Source organism: Bradyrhizobium sp. WYCCWR 13022 (assembly GCF_030435535.1).
In the GTDB taxonomy this organism is placed as follows: domain Bacteria; phylum Pseudomonadota; class Alphaproteobacteria; order Rhizobiales; family Xanthobacteraceae; genus Bradyrhizobium.
This window is the reverse complement of the sequence record NZ_JAUIZJ010000012.1, coordinates 1-14172: the sequence shown is the minus strand read 5'-3', so window position 1 is coordinate 14172 and position 14172 is coordinate 1. Positions and strand designations below refer to the sequence as shown.

Genomic DNA, 14172 nt, shown 5'->3' with positions numbered 1-14172 from the left:
AACTGCAGGAACCAGTCGCTCCGATGGAAAGGGAGAAGCACAAGCGGAGAAGACCGCGAGGCGAGATTACCGACGCGGAGCACTGGGACGGACCGATCCGTATTAGCGACGAAGGCTCGTAATGGGGCCGGAGCGAAGGGATCGGATCAGGTGGGCTGGCCATCGTCGCAACTGGCAACAGGAGGACGTCGATGAACCAGCCGAGCAAGCCGTTCAACATCGACAAGAGAGAGGTGTACGAAGCATATCTGCAGGTGCGATCCAATGGTGGCGCAGCCGGTGTCGACGGAGTGACGATTGAGCAGTTCGAGTCCGACTTGAAGGGAAATCTCTACAAGATTTGGAATCGAATGAGTTCAGGCGCTTACTTCCCGCCGCCTGTTCGGGCTGTCTCCATTCCAAAGAAGAGTGGAGGCCAGAGGATCCTCGGGGTGCCCACCGTGGCGGACCGCGTGGCACAGACAGTTGTTAAACAACTGATTGAGCCGGCTCTTGACGCAATCTTTCTGGCGGATTCCTATGGCTACAGACCCGGAAAATCGGCTCTCGATGCCGTAGGCGTCACGCGACAGCGGTGCTGGAAGTATGATTGGTTTCTAGAGTTCGACATCAAAGGATTGTTCGACAATATCGACCACGAGTTGTTGCTACGGGCCGTCCGGAAACATGTGACGTGCGCATGGGCGCTGCTCTACATCGAACGATGGCTGACAGCGCCGATGGTGCAAGAGGATGGAACGATAATCGAGCGAAGCCGCGGCACCCCACAAGGGGGCGTGGTGAGCCCGATCCTCGCCAACCTCTTCATGCACTATGCATTTGATCTCTGGATGGCGCGGACGTTCCCCGATCTCAGGTGGTGTCGGTATGCGGATGACGGGTTGGTACATTATCGGAATGAGATGGAGGCGCAAAGCGTTCGCGAAGCGCTCCAGGCTCGGCTGGCGGAGTGCCATCTGGAATTGCATCCTACGAAGACGAGGATCGTCTACTGCAAGGATGATCGACGCCGAGGTAAAAGCGAGACGGTCATGTTTGACTTTCTCGGTTATTGCTTCCGGCCACGATCGGTCCTGGGGCCGCATTCGCAGAAGATGTTCTGTGGGTTCACCCCGGCGGTCAGCAAACCAGCGCTGAACGCCATGCGGGCGAAGGTCCGAGGCTTGAAACTTCGCAGGCGAGCCGAGGTGACGCTGGACGATATTGCTCGCGAGCTAAACCCGATGGTTAGGGGGTGGATCGCTTATTATGGGCAATACACCCGCTCAGCGCTTTATCCGCTGGCGCGCTACATCAACCAGACGTTAGGTATTTGGTTGAAGCGAAAGTACAAGCGCTTCCATCACCGTTTAGGACGCGCGCGTCTCTTCCTGGAGAAGATCGCGCGTGAGAACCGCAGGCTCTTTGTGCATTGGCAACTCGGCGATGGCGGCAAGATTGCCTGATGGGAGCCGGGTGAGGCGAGAGTCTCACGCCCGGTTCTGCGAGAGGCTGGAGGTGAAATCCCTCCGGCCTACTCACCCCACCATCCGGATCCTGGCGAAGGGCAAATGCACGACCGGCCGGATCTGGACGTATGTGCGGGATGACCGGCCGTTCGCCGGGCCTGCGCCGCCGGCGGCGGTCTATTATGCCTCGGGCAACCGACGGGGCGAACATCCTCAGAGGCATCTGGCCGCCTTCGCCGGCATTCTGCAGGCGGATTGCTATGGCGGCTTCGAGCCGTTGTTCGATCCAAAAAGGAAAGCAATGCCGATCACGCCGGCATTTTGCCTGGCCCATGCGCGGCGGGGATTCTTCGAGCTGGCTGACATCGAGAAAGCCGCCCGGGAAGGCAAGGGCAAACCGGTCTCCCCGATCGCGCTGGAGGCGGTCAGGCGTCTTGACGCCCTGTTCGAGATCGAGCGCGCCATCAACGGCCGTGGTGCCGACGAGCGGCGTGCTGTGCGCCAGGAGCGGAGCAAGCCGCTGCTCGACGACATGCACGCCTGGCTGCTCCGCGAGCGAGAAAGCCTCTCCCGCTCCGCCGAGGTCCTGAAGCCCATGAACTACATGCTCAAGCGCTGGGACGACTTCGTCCGCTTCCTCGACGATGGCAGGATCTGCTTGACCAACAATTGCGCTGAGCGTGCATTGAGAGGCATTGCCTTGGGAAGGCGCAACTGGACCTTCGCTGGCAGCCAACGTGGCGCCGACCGTGCCGCTATCATGCTGACGATGATCACGACCTGTCGCCTCAACGACGTCGATCCCAAGGCTTGGCTCGCCGACGTCCTCGCCCGGATCGCCGATCTTCCCACCTCGCGTCTGCGCGAACTGCTGCCCTGGGAATGGAAGCTCCTGCACCAAGCCGGCAAGTCCGCCGATCAGCAAGCCGCCTGACCTTCACGCAACGCCATCGTAGAACTCGCCGTGCTCGCGCGCATGCGTCAATCAGGCGGCCTTCGTCGTATGCGTACACTTGAAAAGCCCGCGCGCACGTAGCTCGAACTTCGGGAGGAGGCTACCCAATCTTACCCACTTAGACGCTTTGCGGTCTTATACGCCGATCCCGCTCGGTCTAGACCTCGCGTTGGTCAGAATGATCTAGGAGAAAAATCGTGTCTCACCATTGCACGGACGGCCAGGGGGCGGTCCGGGATGGTAGCCTGTCCGAGCTTTCGAACGCAGTCGCGATTGTGGCTACGCTCGATACCAAGGGCCGCGAAGTCTCCTACTTGGCCGATATCATCTGTAAGTGTGGCCGCAAGACCGTCCTGATTGACGTCGGCACCTCGAAGATTGCGCCCCGGACGAATCAAGCAGGCGGTCATAGCGTTCGCGTCGCCTCGCCCGCCGAGCTCTTGAAAGAAATCGCCGCAACAACACGCGGGAAAGTTCGCGATCTGCTGGCATCAGGGGCCATCGGCGCGATCGTCGGGGTCGCCGGTGGGAAGGGGAGTGCGGTGTTCGGCGAAGTCGTATCTGATTTGCCTTATGGCTTTCCCAAGCTGCTCGTGAGCAGCGCAAGGCCAGCACTTCTCGCCGAATTGGCGGTCCACAACGACATCATGCTCTATCCGACATTGGTCGATCTCTTCGGGATCAATGCGTTTACCGAGCGGGTCTTGCAGAATGCAGGACAGGCCATCGCCGCCATGCGCTATGCGCCCGCCAAAGCTGCGCGAAAGACGAAGATCGTTGCGATCACGGCCTTCGGAGTGACGACGCCGGCGGCAACTCAGTGCGTTGGGCGCCTCGGCAAGGCCGGGGTCGACGCGATCGTCTTTCCTGCAAACGGGGCGGGCGGCCGCAAGATGGAGCAGCTGATCGCGGCCGGCGAATTCGATGCTGTGATTGATCTGACCACAACCGAACTCGCCGACGAAATCGTGGGTGGCACCGCGAGCGCCGGGCCGGATCGGCTCAAGGGAGCGGCAGAGCAATCAATACCGCATGTTATCGCGCCTGGCGCGGTGGACATGGTCAATTTTGGTGCGCCATCCAGCGTTCCTGATCAATTTCGCGGCCGGCTATTCTACTCCCATACACCGTACACGACGCTGATGCGCACAACCCTCGCCGAGAATACGAGCATCGGCCGGCTTACGGCCCAGCGGCTGTCGTTGGCAGAAGGGCCTGTCATGGTCCTTTGGCCGGCAAAAGGCGTCTCCGACTATGACCGCGACGGCGGCATCTTTCGAGATCCTGATGCGGACCGCGCGTGGCTCGATGCGCTTAAGGACAATCTGCCGCCCAAGGTTACGGTCCGCGAATTGAACTGTCACATCAACGATCCCGAATTTGCGGAGGCGGCTGCGAGATGGATCCTCAAGCAATTGGGCAAGAAGGCTGATGGCGATGCGAATGTTTGAGCGAACCGAAATCCTGGCCAAGATCGCAAACCAGGTGGCGGAGCGAAAAGCCATTCTTGCCGCGGGCAGCAGCTGTGGTCTGGTTGCGAAATGTGCAGTGCTCGGGGGCGCGGACATGCTGGTCGTCTACAGCACCGGGCTGTCGCGCCTAATGGGACTTCCGACCAGCCGGATCGGCGATTCCAATGCGCGCACGCTCGAACTTGCCTCGGAAGTCCGCAACGTCGTTTCTTCGGTGCCCGTGATCGGCGGCATTGAGGCATGGGATCCCCTCCGGCTCGATCTTGATGCCCTGCTCGACAAATTCTGGTCGGCCGGTTTCTCCGGCGTAATCAACTATCCGACCATCTCCACGATGGGCGACAAATGGCGCTATCGCCGCGGGCGCGTCGGACTAGGCTTCGAACGCGAAGTCGAGATGATCGCGGCTGCGCGCAAGAAGGACATCTTCTCGCTTGCCTATGTCGCGAGCCCTGACGACGCCAAAGCGATGGCGGGCGCAGGTGCGGACTGCATCGTCCCTCACGTAGGAGCCACCCGAGGCGGGCTCGTCGGCCATGAGGAAGGACAGCCCATCCAAGAGGCGATCAGGCGCATCAACGACATCAGCGACGCCGCAAGGAGCGTGCGCTCCGATGTGATCCTGCTTTGCCATGGCGGTGCAATCGCGGAGCCGGAGGATACGATCGTGGTGTACCGATCAACGCAATGCGTGGGTTTCGTTGGCGCCTCGTCCATCGAAAGAATCCCGATCGAACGGGCAGTGAAGGCGGCGGCTGAGGAGTTCAAAGCCGTCCCGCTTCCGCGGCATCACTGACGTCAGCTCCAAGAGAACACTCGCAGCGAGGCTCGAATGAATAACCCGATGGGCCAATCAGGCAAGGGAAAGACCGTCGCACTCGCCCGAGAGGGGAGGCCGGAGCACAATTGGGCAACCGACGTTCTCGTGGTCGGTAGTGGTGCGGCCGGGCTTTCGGCTGCGCTCTATGCAGCAAAGGCAGGACTGCGCGTCACTGTCTGCGAAAAGTCGGCGCGGCTTGGCGGCACGACAGCTCTCTCCAATGGAATGATCTGGGTTCCTTGCTCGAACCAAGCGCGCTCGGCGAAGATCGACGACTCGCTTGCGAAGTCGAAGACCTACCTGCAACATGAACTTGGCACATATTACCGGTCAGGCTTTGTTGATGCCTATCTCGAGGACGGCCCGGCTGCGCTCGCCGCCCTTGAGAACGGGACTGAAGTCAAGTTCACGCTGGCCTCGGCCCCCGACTACCATTCAAGCCAGGTCGGCGGAGTCGATAAGGGCCGGGCACTGAGCCCCGCGCCTTATGACGGACGGCTTCTTGGCAGCGACTTCGATCTGATAGGCAATCCCATCCGCGTTGTGCTCGGCGGAATGATGATCTCATCGAGCGAGGTGAGAAGCTTCCTCAATCCGTTTCAATCCTTTGCCTCGCTCAGGCACGTCTTGCGCCGCGTCAGCCGCTACGCGCGTGACCGGCTTGGCCACAGGCGCGGCACCGAGCTCAGCGGAGGCAACGCCCTGATCGCGCGCTTGCTTGTGAGCCTGCGCAAGTACGGCGTCGAGATATGGCCGGAATCCCCGCTCGTAGAGTTGATCAAGGAAGAAGGCCGCGTCACCGGCGCGGTCGTTAAGTCGGCCGATTCCGAGATTCGCGTGCGCGCTTCCCATGGGGTGATCCTCGCAACGGGCGGGTTTGCGCGTAACGCGCAATTGAGAGCCGAGCTCAGTGGCCCCCACCAGCACGACGACACGCTCGCCCATCCCGATGCGACAGGCGACGGCATCTCTCTTGCGACAAGGCTCGGAGCGGCAATCGACAACAATGTTGCCTCTGCCGGCTTCTGGACGCCCGTATCGATTCTGAAGAGCGGCAGTTCCTCGCAAGTCGTTCCCTACGGCTGGCTCGACCGCGGCCGTCCCGGCGTCATTGCCGTGGGGCCAGATGGAAAGCGTTTTGTCAACGAATCCAATTCCTATCACGACATCTGCTTGGCGATGTTCAACGGTGGGTATCCGGCAGACAAGCGGTTCTATTTCATCTGCGACCACGACTTCGTACGGCTGAGAGGGATGGGGCATTTGCTGCCATGGCCATGGACCTTGAGCATCGGGAAATATGCGCGCCTTGGCTACATCAAGGTCGCCCGGACGATTCCAGAGCTTGCGAAGCAGCTGGGATTGGAGTCCGCCGCGCTTCAAAAGACTGTCGAAGAACACAACGCGCATGCGTCTGAGGGGCGCGATCCGCTGTTCAATCGCGGTGAATCGGCTTTCAATCGCACGCTCGGCGATTCGGCCGTGGGCAAGAAGAACCCAAACCTTGGGCCAATCAAAACCGGCCCGTTCGTCGCACTCCCAATCGTTCCGGCAACGCTCGGCACTGCAACCGGATTGGCAACCGACACTTGCGGGCAGGTATTGGACGGTCAGGAAAGGCCAATTCCAGGACTCTATGCTTGCGGCAATGACATGACCTCCCCGATGCGTGGGATCTATCCCGGAGCAGGCATCACCATTGGGCCAGCCATTGTGTTCGCGTACCGGGCCGTCAACAGTATCGTTTCCTCGACGCAGCAAGAGAAAGCTGCTGCCGCTTCGGGAGCGTGATGTCGACTTGGGAATGGCGCGGGCGAGGCGCGTGATAAACCCGGTATTGGCAACAGCTATGAGCGCCGATCCCTAACGTAGCCCATTGCACAGGATTCAATTTTGATGCGTCGTTCGCGCCACGCCAAGATCGTCGCAACCCTCGGTCCGGCCACAACCGAGGCTAACAAAATCCGTGATCTCTATCTTGCAGGCACAGATACCTTTCGCCTGAACTTCAGCCATGGCAGCCAAGACGACCACGCGCGCGCGTTTTCGGCGATCCGCGCGCTCGAGCAAGAGTTCGGCCGTCCCATCGGAGTGCTACAGGATCTGCAAGGCCCGAAAATCCGGATCGGCTTGCTTGAAGAGGGCAAGCTATGCCTGCATGCTGGAGAGAGCGTCCGCTTTGTCCTCGACGGAGCAAGAGGTGGAAAGCAGGCAATCCCTCTGCCGCATCCGGAAATATTTGCAGCTGCGCATCCAGGCCAAAAGCTGCTCATCGACGACGGCCGTGTGCGCCTGAGCGTCGAAAGACCGGGCGATCGCGAAATGGTCGCGCGCGTCATTGTCGGCGGCCCGATCCGCGATCATAAGGGCGTAAACCTGCCGGGGGCGTCGCTCGATATCTCGCCCCTCACCAAGAAAGATCGCGCCGATCTCGCCTTCGGCCTGGAGCTCGGTGTCGACTGGGTTGCGCTGTCATTTGTTCAGAAGCCTTCAGACCTGATCGAGGCGCGGGCCCTCATTGGTGAAGCAGCGGGCCTCGTCGCCAAAATCGAGACGCCCATGGCGCTTGATCGCATCGACGATATCATTCAGTTGTCAGACGCTCTCATGGTCGGGCGCGGTGATCTCGGGGTCGAAATCCCCCCAGAAGACGTGCCTGGCCGGCAAAAAGAACTCGTCCGCGCCTGCCGGCTGGCCGCAAAGCCCGTGATCGTCGCAACCCAAATGCTCGACTCTATGGTGGCGGCGCCGACGCCAACGCGCGCGGAAGCCTCAGATGTTGCGACCGCCATCTATGATGGCGCCGATGCCGTGATGCTGTCAGCCGAATCGGCAAGCGGCGCCTATCCCATCGAGGCCGTCGCCATGATGGATCGCATCATCAGGAGTACAGAGCAGCATCGTCTCTACCGGTCCCTGATTGAGGCCTCACGAGTTGACGAGGAGAATACGCCTCCGCATGCGGTCGCTGCCGCGGGTGCAGATCTTGCAGCCACCATCGAGGCCAAAGCCATCGTCGGCTTCACAGCCAGCGGGACGACCGCGGCCCGCATCTCGCGCAAGCGGCCGCCGGTTCCGATCCTTGCTCTGACGCAGGATGAAAACGTGGCGCGGCGCATGTGCCTGTTGTGGGGCGTACACAGTGTGGTGGCCAGCGATCCCTCTGGCTATGAGGAAATAACCCAGATCGCCGCCGTGGCGGCCCAGCGGGAAGGTTATGCGCGGTCGGGCGACCTGGCGGTGGTGGTTTTTGGCCTGCCATTCGGACATAGAGGCGCGACAAACAATCTCCGCGTGGCTGCCTGCTAAGAAGGACAAGGTCATTTGCCGTGAACCGTCGGGCGAGGCGTCTTGGTTGCGGTCGGGAGGAGGGCGAGGCGTCAAAGATGATCGCGCGCGAGATGCACCGAACTCGGCCCCAGGTCCGGCCAGGAGCTCACATTGCCTGACTTCGAGAGCGGCCTCAGCCTTGCAAATGTCCTTCCATTCTTGGAAGAGAAGCTCTCTGTCGGACTGTGGCGCAGCGACGGCAACGGCCAGATGCAATGGTCCCGTGGCCTTTATGAGCTATTTGGGCTGGATCCGCGTCGAACTACGCCAGCATACGCGGAAATCGAGAAAAGGATTCATCCCGATGACCGCAGCAGCATGCGCTGTTTCGGCGCACGGGAGCTCAATCGATCGTTGCTCGAGGGTGAATTTCGTGTCATCCGTCCGAACGGAACTTTGCGCTGGATCCACGGCCGGGCCGAACCGCTGCTCGATGAGGCCGGCAAACCAGAGTGCATTCTTGGGCTCGCGCGCGATATCACTGAACAGCGCAATCTCTTGGACGCGCTCAAAGTAGAAGCGGAGCGCTACAGGGCATTGGCTGAGATCTGTCGGGGTTTCCCATGGACAAGCAGTAGCGATGGTCGCCTCACTGCAGTTTCCAATGCGCTAGAGACTGCCGAAGATCATGGATCACGTTTCAAGGACTGGATCGGTCTCATCCATGAGGATGACCGCGAGGCAGCTCTAAGAGAGTGGGCGGTCTCGGTCGAGACAGCGCAGCCTTATAACGTCGAATGTCGCTTGCGCCGGCCGGACGGCATCTATCGCTGGCACCAGGGCGCGGCGGTGCCCCTCAAGAACAGCGAGGGTGGCGTTCGAGAATGGCTCGGCACGTGGAGCGACGCACACCATGATATACTCGCGCGGGAGCGAAGAGGGGCCTCAAAGGTCACGGGGAGGCAACTGCGTGCAGCGCGTGGAATGTTAAACTGGTCGGTAAAGGAGCTAGCGGAGCGAGCGGGCGTGTCTTCCGCGGTCATTCGGCGGCTGGAGGAGTACAATGACACTCCCCAGATGTCTGATGAGCTGATGGAAACGTTGCGGAAGACGTTTTCTGAAGCGGGAATCGAATTTACGTTCCCTGTGGTTGGCAAGCCCGGTGTCCGGCCGCGATAGCCGGTGCAGACCCAACGGCCTCTGATGACTACTCCCCAGCTCTCTTTCTCGTCTAGCTACCCCGAAACTTCGGCGAACGCTTCTCAGAGAACGCGTTCATTCCTTCCTGGTGGTCGCAGCCATGGTGAAGGCATAGCGGATTGCCTGCTGCTCGAATTCAATGCCCTATCAAGAAAGGTCTGAAATGTGGCGAGAAGGGCCGACTTGGCGAACTACGATAGAAGCTTGGCGCATCAAGGTCGGAAATGTGTTCGAGAAGGATACGCGAATGGGGGACAACTCGCCAATTCGCGGCTGGCCGATGCGATGGAGAGCTTCGTTGCCGGCGCTGTCAGTCCAGCGCGGCGCATTCTTGCAGACCGATGGCAAGCGCATTGGCAACGAAGGGTTCTTCGTCGAGTCAACGGTCCTGACGGGGACCTCGCCCGAGGCGTGTATCATGAATGAAGAGTCGTTTGGCCGCTCGCGCCAGATCATTGCATTCAAGAGCTACGACGAGGTCGCCGAGGAGGCCAATCGACGGCTTGTGCCTTCGGGGCCGACCGCTTGAAAGCGGTATGGTGTCCATCAAATACCTAGCTTGGCGCTTTCAGAAGTCCCGTTCGGAAACATCAGGGATTCCAGCTACGGTTCGTAAGGCGGGGTGGAAGCAATCGAGGGATATCTCAGTACTAAGTTCGTGATCCGGGCGAGCACCTGATGTGGTCAGAAGCCGTCTCGGACTTGAGCAAATCGAAGAAGGGGCGGTCGGTTCTCGACCACGCGGCCATGGACAATTTTTCGGTAGCTCCTCCTGATATGAATGTGCCGCTCAGGGTGTTTCATGCTTGCAAGTCTCAGTCTTATCTTGCTCTGCCAACTCGCCGGCGAAGTCATCACCCGGGGCCTCGGCCTACCGCTGCCAGGTCCCGTGCTCGGGCTCCTGCTCTTGCTGATTCTGCTGCTTGCCCGTGACAGATTTTCAAGCATCGCTCGAGGCCCACTACGAAATAGCGGCGTGGAAACAGCAAGCAAGGGGCTGCTCAAGCATCTGTCGCTCCTGTTCGTCCCAGCCGGCATTGGCGTCGTGGAAAAGCTCGATCTCCTCGCGACGCACGGGCTCGCTATAATATTGATCCTTGCTGTCTCGGTCATGGTGACTTTGCTTGCGACGGTTCTGACGTTCCGCCTTATCAGTCGGCTGTTCAGCGAGGCACCGTGAAGGACAATCCGTTCTCCCTCTGGGTCTATCTCTCGCAATCCCCGTTGCTTTGGTTGACGGTCACCTTGCTGGTCTATGCAATCGCGGATGCCGTGTCGCTTGCGCTTCGCCGTCATGCCCTTGCCAATCCCGTGCTGCACGCGGTCTGGATCATCGGCGCGTTTCTATTCGCAACTGGCACGCCGTATGCGATCTATTTCGGCGGAGCGCAGTTCGTGCATTTCCTGCTCGGCCCGGCAACCGTCGCGCTCGCGGTCCCGCTATACGAAAATCGCAAGATTGTCCTTGCCTCGATCGTGCCGATGCTGGCAGCGCTCGTTGCGGGCTCGGTCACGGCCGTCTTCTCGATTGTGCTGCTTGCGGAGGCTGCCGGCCTGCCTCGCGAGGTGATCCTGTCCCTTGCCCCGAAGTCGGTAACGGCCGCGGTCGCAATGGGCATCAGCGAAACGCTGCAGGCGGATCCGTCTCTGACGGCAGTCGCGGTCATCCTCACCGGGATCATGGGAGCGACCGTTGTCACGCGATTGATGAACCGTACCGGCATCACCGATTTTCGGGCTCGTGGCTTTGCGGCAGGAATCGCCGCGCACGGGATCGGCACCGCGCGAGCATTTCAGGTGGACGAGGTGGCTGGCGTGTTTTCTGGAATTGCTATGAGCCTAAACGCACTAATCACATCTTTCCTCGTACCGCTAGCGCTCACAGTGCTAATGAGATGAGCGTCGGGTTTTTGTATCGGCTCCGCACTAGCTCGCTATCGATCTTGATGGTTGATAGCGTCACTGGCCCGATCTTCACTGGGCCGGGGCAGTCCACCCTACGCACTCACAGAATAGGTTCCTTGAACCCAATCGCGTAGGAATGGACGCCCCGGCGCTGTGAGCGCAAGTGCGGCTGCCTCCTGAACCGGATATTTGCCACACAAGCCTGCAATTTGAATTTACTACTCGTGGGCAACGATTGGTACCATGCAGCGCCCGACGCCACGGAAGCTGTCGTTGGCTATCGCCCCCGCCCATACGGCCATAGTGCTGGACGCATTTACTCGCCGTCAGGGACGGTTTGCAGGGATTCCGACGGCGACAGTTCCAACTGAAGCTGTCCGATCTTGTCGACAAGTCCTCACGAGATGGCTGAAGGCCTGGAGGTGTCGCGCCATTGCCCGTTTGCCGCCCGGAGTGCACGCACTTCATCGGACTCGCACGAGCCGGAGAGTGACAACTACATCGTCCTCAACAAGGGATTTGATCTTCCATGGCAGAATTGGAAAGTATAAGACCGGCGGGGATATCGCAGGTATGCAGGTATGGCGCGACAATCAGGATGAGAGCGGCGCGTCAATCAAGATGAGACGAGGCGGCCGAGTCAGAAGATAATTGACGCTGGCTGCGGGCTTGGCAAGGCTTGATTGACGCTGCGCGACAATCAAGCGGCATTGCCAGCGTCAGTCACCGCCTTCTCGAGTTCATTTGGAGTGGCGTGAACCGGCGGCCGGCCTGGACCGCGCCTGCGATCGAGAGCAACTTTTCGACGGTAGCTCTCGACGTTCATCTCGAGGATCGTGGCGTGGTGCACCAGGCGATCGATCGCCGCCAGTGTCATCGCCTGATCGGGGAAGATACGCCCCCATTCGCCAAATGGCTGATTGGCCGTGATCAGCAGCGAGCGTCGCTCGTAGCGGGAGGCGATCAGCTCGAACAATACGCTGGTTTCCGCCTGGTCCTTGCTCACATATGTGATGTCGTCGAGGATCAGGAGGTCGTAGCGGTCAAGCTTGGCGATTGCGGACTCCAGCGCCAGCTCGCGCCGGGCCACCTGCAGCCGCTGCACCAGATCAGTGGTACGTGCAAAGAGAACGCGCCAACCGTCCTCGACGAGAGCCAGGCCGATCGCTGCGCCGAGATGGGTCTTGCCGCCGCCGGGTGGACCGAACAGCAGCAGATTGGCGCCGGTCTTCAACCAGACGTCACCGGCGGCGAGCGCCATCGCCTGTGCCTTTGACAGCATAGGCACGCTCTCGAACTCGAACGTGGCGAGCGTCTTGCCGGCGGGCAAACGCGCTTCCACCATGTGTCGTTCGATGCGGCGGCGGGTGCGATCGGCTGCCTCGTGCTCGGCAAGGGCCGCAAGGAAGCGGGCGGCGGGCCAGCCTTCCTTGTCCGACTGCGCGGCGAGCTTCGGCCAGATCGCCTTGACGCCGGGCAGGCGCAACTCATTGAGCAGCAGCTCGACGCGGGCGGCATCGATGGAGGTAGCTCCGCTGGTCATGCTGCTCCTCCCAGGTTCGAGTGGGCCGACACGACGCTGACGGAGGCCAGCTCATCGTAGACGTCGAGCGACGCCAGCTTGACGGCGACACTCGGGATCGAGGCCGCCTCGGGTCGGAAGCGATCGCGCAATGCCGCAAGATCGGGTAACCGTCCGGCATCGAGAGCGGTCGCGATCGCCTCGGCGAGCTCGGCTTCGCAGGCTCGCTCATGGGCCAGAGCCAGAAGCTCGACCGTCACCTTGCAGGCGCGCCGGTCGTCGCCATGCTCCCGCAAGGTCTCGAAGAGGCGCTTGTAAGCCGCGCGCGGGAAGAGCTGATCGCGATAGACGAGATTGACGAGCGCCATCGGCTTGCGCCGCAGGGCATGGATGACGTGCCGATAATCAACGACATGCCCGCCGTGGTTCTCCGACACAGGCCGCCCGCGCCGCAGCGTCCCGACCGGCGTGACGCCGAGGAAGCATTCGAGCCGGTCGTCGAAGATGCGCACACGCAGGCGATGGCCAATCAGTCTTGAAGGCACAGTGTAGAACACGCGCCGCAGGATGAAGCCGCCTGACGACGTCACCGGGATCACCTTCTCCTCGAAGTCGGTCGTGCGGCCTTTCGGCAGTGGCGCCAGTGCTTCCTTTTCGAGCGCGATCCGCTTAGCGAGGTTGGCGTTGCGCCGGCCGACAATCTCGTCGACAAAAGCCCGGTAGGCATCGAGACTGATGAAGTCGCGCGTGCCCCGCAGCAACAGCGCATCCTCCAGCGCTCGTTTGAGATGACCGTGCGCGCTCTCGATCGAGCCGTTCTCGTGTGCAATGCCCGCATTGTTGCGCGTTGGCGCCATGCCGTAGTGGCCCATCAGCGCGGCGTAGCGCTGTGTCAGATCCTCCCGCGCGTCGGCCGCCAGATTGCGGAATGCTGCCGACAGGCTGTCGCTGCGATGCTCCCGCGGAACGCCGCCGAGCGCCCACAGGGCGTTCTGCAAGCCCTCGGCCAGGGCGACGAAGCTTTCGCCGCCGAGCACGACATGGGCATGCTCAAAGCCGGAGAACGCCAGCCGGAAGTGGTAGAGCCGGTGATCGAGCGTCTCACCAGCAATGGCAATGCCGAGCGGGCTTGTATCGGTAAAGTCGGACAGACCCAGACGACCGGGCTCGTGCTCCTGGCGGAAGATCACGTCCTGTTCAGGGCCATTGAGCGCCCGCCAGGCATTGATGCGCCGCTCCAGCGTGCGTCGGATGTTGGGGTTGAGGTCGGGATGCCGACGGCGCAGCTCGTCCAGCACGCCGATCACGCGGATGCCGGGCGCAGCCTTCAGGATCGGAACGATCTCGGCGTCCCAATAGGGCACGAGCGGATCGGACCGTCGCCGGCCTCTCGGCACCTTCTTCTGCGATGGCAGGCGCAAATCGTCCTCGATCCGATACGCGCTCGCTTTCGAGAACCCCGCCTTGGCCGCCGCGGCCTCGGGAGACAATGTCAGTCGGTAGGTCATGTACAGCCTTCTGTGGTTGCCGCCCGCAATGCAAGAAGTTTCTGACCCTTTGGCGTGTGATCGAGTGCGGTC

11 protein-coding genes and 1 pseudogene are annotated in these 14172 nt (G+C 61.0%); 10 read left to right on the top strand and 2 right to left on the bottom strand.

What is annotated here, in order from left to right; genetic code table 11:
• Positions 1-191 precede the first annotated feature (191 nt).
• From ltrA to QY049_RS19390, 10 genes and pseudogenes are all read left to right on the top strand, one after another.
• Positions 192-1445 (top strand): group II intron reverse transcriptase/maturase, encoded by a 1254-nt coding sequence (ltrA, locus tag QY049_RS19435; RefSeq protein ID WP_128955096.1) that lies wholly within the window; start codon positions 192-194, stop codon positions 1443-1445.
• Between the two features lie 79 nt (positions 1446-1524).
• Positions 1525-2382, top strand: a pseudogene (locus QY049_RS19430) (IS66 family transposase); the annotation flags it as partial.
• Between the two features lie 218 nt (positions 2383-2600).
• Entirely contained in the window at positions 2601-3854 is a 1254-nt protein-coding gene (locus QY049_RS19425) for a Tm-1-like ATP-binding domain-containing protein (RefSeq protein WP_232995598.1), read from the top strand.
• On the top strand, positions 3847-4671 hold the full coding sequence (locus QY049_RS19420) for a phosphoenolpyruvate hydrolase family protein (protein ID WP_237867295.1): 825 nt from the start codon (positions 3847-3849) through the stop codon (positions 4669-4671). Before QY049_RS19425 ends, QY049_RS19420 begins: the two co-directional genes overlap by 8 nt.
• Before the next feature lie 36 nt (positions 4672-4707).
• The gene (locus QY049_RS19415) at positions 4708-6486 is read left to right on the top strand and encodes an FAD-dependent oxidoreductase (protein WP_128929737.1); all 1779 of its coding nucleotides are present in this window, start codon (positions 4708-4710) and stop codon (positions 6484-6486) included.
• Between the two features lie 105 nt (positions 6487-6591).
• Positions 6592-8004, top strand: a complete 1413-nt coding sequence (pyk, locus tag QY049_RS19410; RefSeq protein WP_128929736.1) for a pyruvate kinase — start codon at positions 6592-6594, stop codon at positions 8002-8004.
• A gap of 132 nt (positions 8005-8136) precedes the next feature.
• A complete protein-coding gene (locus QY049_RS19405) occupies positions 8137-9144 on the top strand; it encodes a PAS domain-containing protein (protein WP_128929735.1) in 1008 nt (335 codons plus the stop codon).
• 160 nt (positions 9145-9304) lie between these two features.
• A complete protein-coding gene (locus QY049_RS19400) occupies positions 9305-9694 on the top strand; it encodes an aldehyde dehydrogenase family protein (RefSeq protein WP_128929734.1) in 390 nt (129 codons plus the stop codon).
• A 273-nt stretch (positions 9695-9967) separates the two neighbouring features.
• Positions 9968-10345, top strand: a complete 378-nt coding sequence (locus tag QY049_RS19395; RefSeq protein ID WP_128929733.1) for a CidA/LrgA family protein — start codon at positions 9968-9970, stop codon at positions 10343-10345.
• The gene (locus QY049_RS19390) at positions 10342-11064 is read left to right on the top strand and encodes an LrgB family protein (RefSeq protein ID WP_128929732.1); all 723 of its coding nucleotides are present in this window, start codon (positions 10342-10344) and stop codon (positions 11062-11064) included. The genes QY049_RS19395 and QY049_RS19390 overlap by 4 nt, the downstream gene beginning before the upstream one ends.
• A 706-nt stretch (positions 11065-11770) precedes the next feature.
• Here QY049_RS19390 and istB read toward each other — a convergent pair.
• Entirely contained in the window at positions 11771-12613 is an 843-nt protein-coding gene (gene istB / locus QY049_RS19385; protein ID WP_128955095.1) for an IS21-like element helper ATPase IstB, read from the bottom strand.
• Complete coding sequence (gene istA, locus QY049_RS19380) at positions 12610-14100, bottom strand: IS21 family transposase (RefSeq protein WP_128929730.1); 1491 nt, start codon at positions 14098-14100, stop codon at positions 12610-12612. The genes istB and istA overlap by 4 nt, the downstream gene beginning before the upstream one ends.
• Between the last annotated feature and the right edge of the window lie 72 nt (positions 14101-14172).

What these genes read in the sequence shown, in the direction of transcription:
- ltrA (WP_128955096.1), top strand. Translation starts at nt 192, where the DNA reads ATGAACCAGCCGAGCAAGCCGTTCAACATCGACAAGAGAGAGGTGTAC.
- QY049_RS19420 (WP_237867295.1), top strand. Translation starts at nt 3,847, where the DNA reads ATGTTTGAGCGAACCGAAATCCTGGCCAAGATCGCAAACCAGGTGGCG.
- QY049_RS19415 (WP_128929737.1), top strand. Translation starts at nt 4,708, where the DNA reads ATGAATAACCCGATGGGCCAATCAGGCAAGGGAAAGACCGTCGCACTC.
- pyk (WP_128929736.1), top strand. Translation starts at nt 6,592, where the DNA reads ATGCGTCGTTCGCGCCACGCCAAGATCGTCGCAACCCTCGGTCCGGCC.
- QY049_RS19400 (WP_128929734.1), top strand. Translation starts at nt 9,305, where the DNA reads ATGCCCTATCAAGAAAGGTCTGAAATGTGGCGAGAAGGGCCGACTTGG.
- QY049_RS19395 (WP_128929733.1), top strand. Translation starts at nt 9,968, where the DNA reads ATGCTTGCAAGTCTCAGTCTTATCTTGCTCTGCCAACTCGCCGGCGAA.
- istB (WP_128955095.1), bottom strand. Translation starts at nt 12,613, where the DNA reads ATGACCAGCGGAGCTACCTCCATCGATGCCGCCCGCGTCGAGCTGCTG.
- istA (WP_128929730.1), bottom strand. Translation starts at nt 14,100, where the DNA reads ATGACCTACCGACTGACATTGTCTCCCGAGGCCGCGGCGGCCAAGGCG.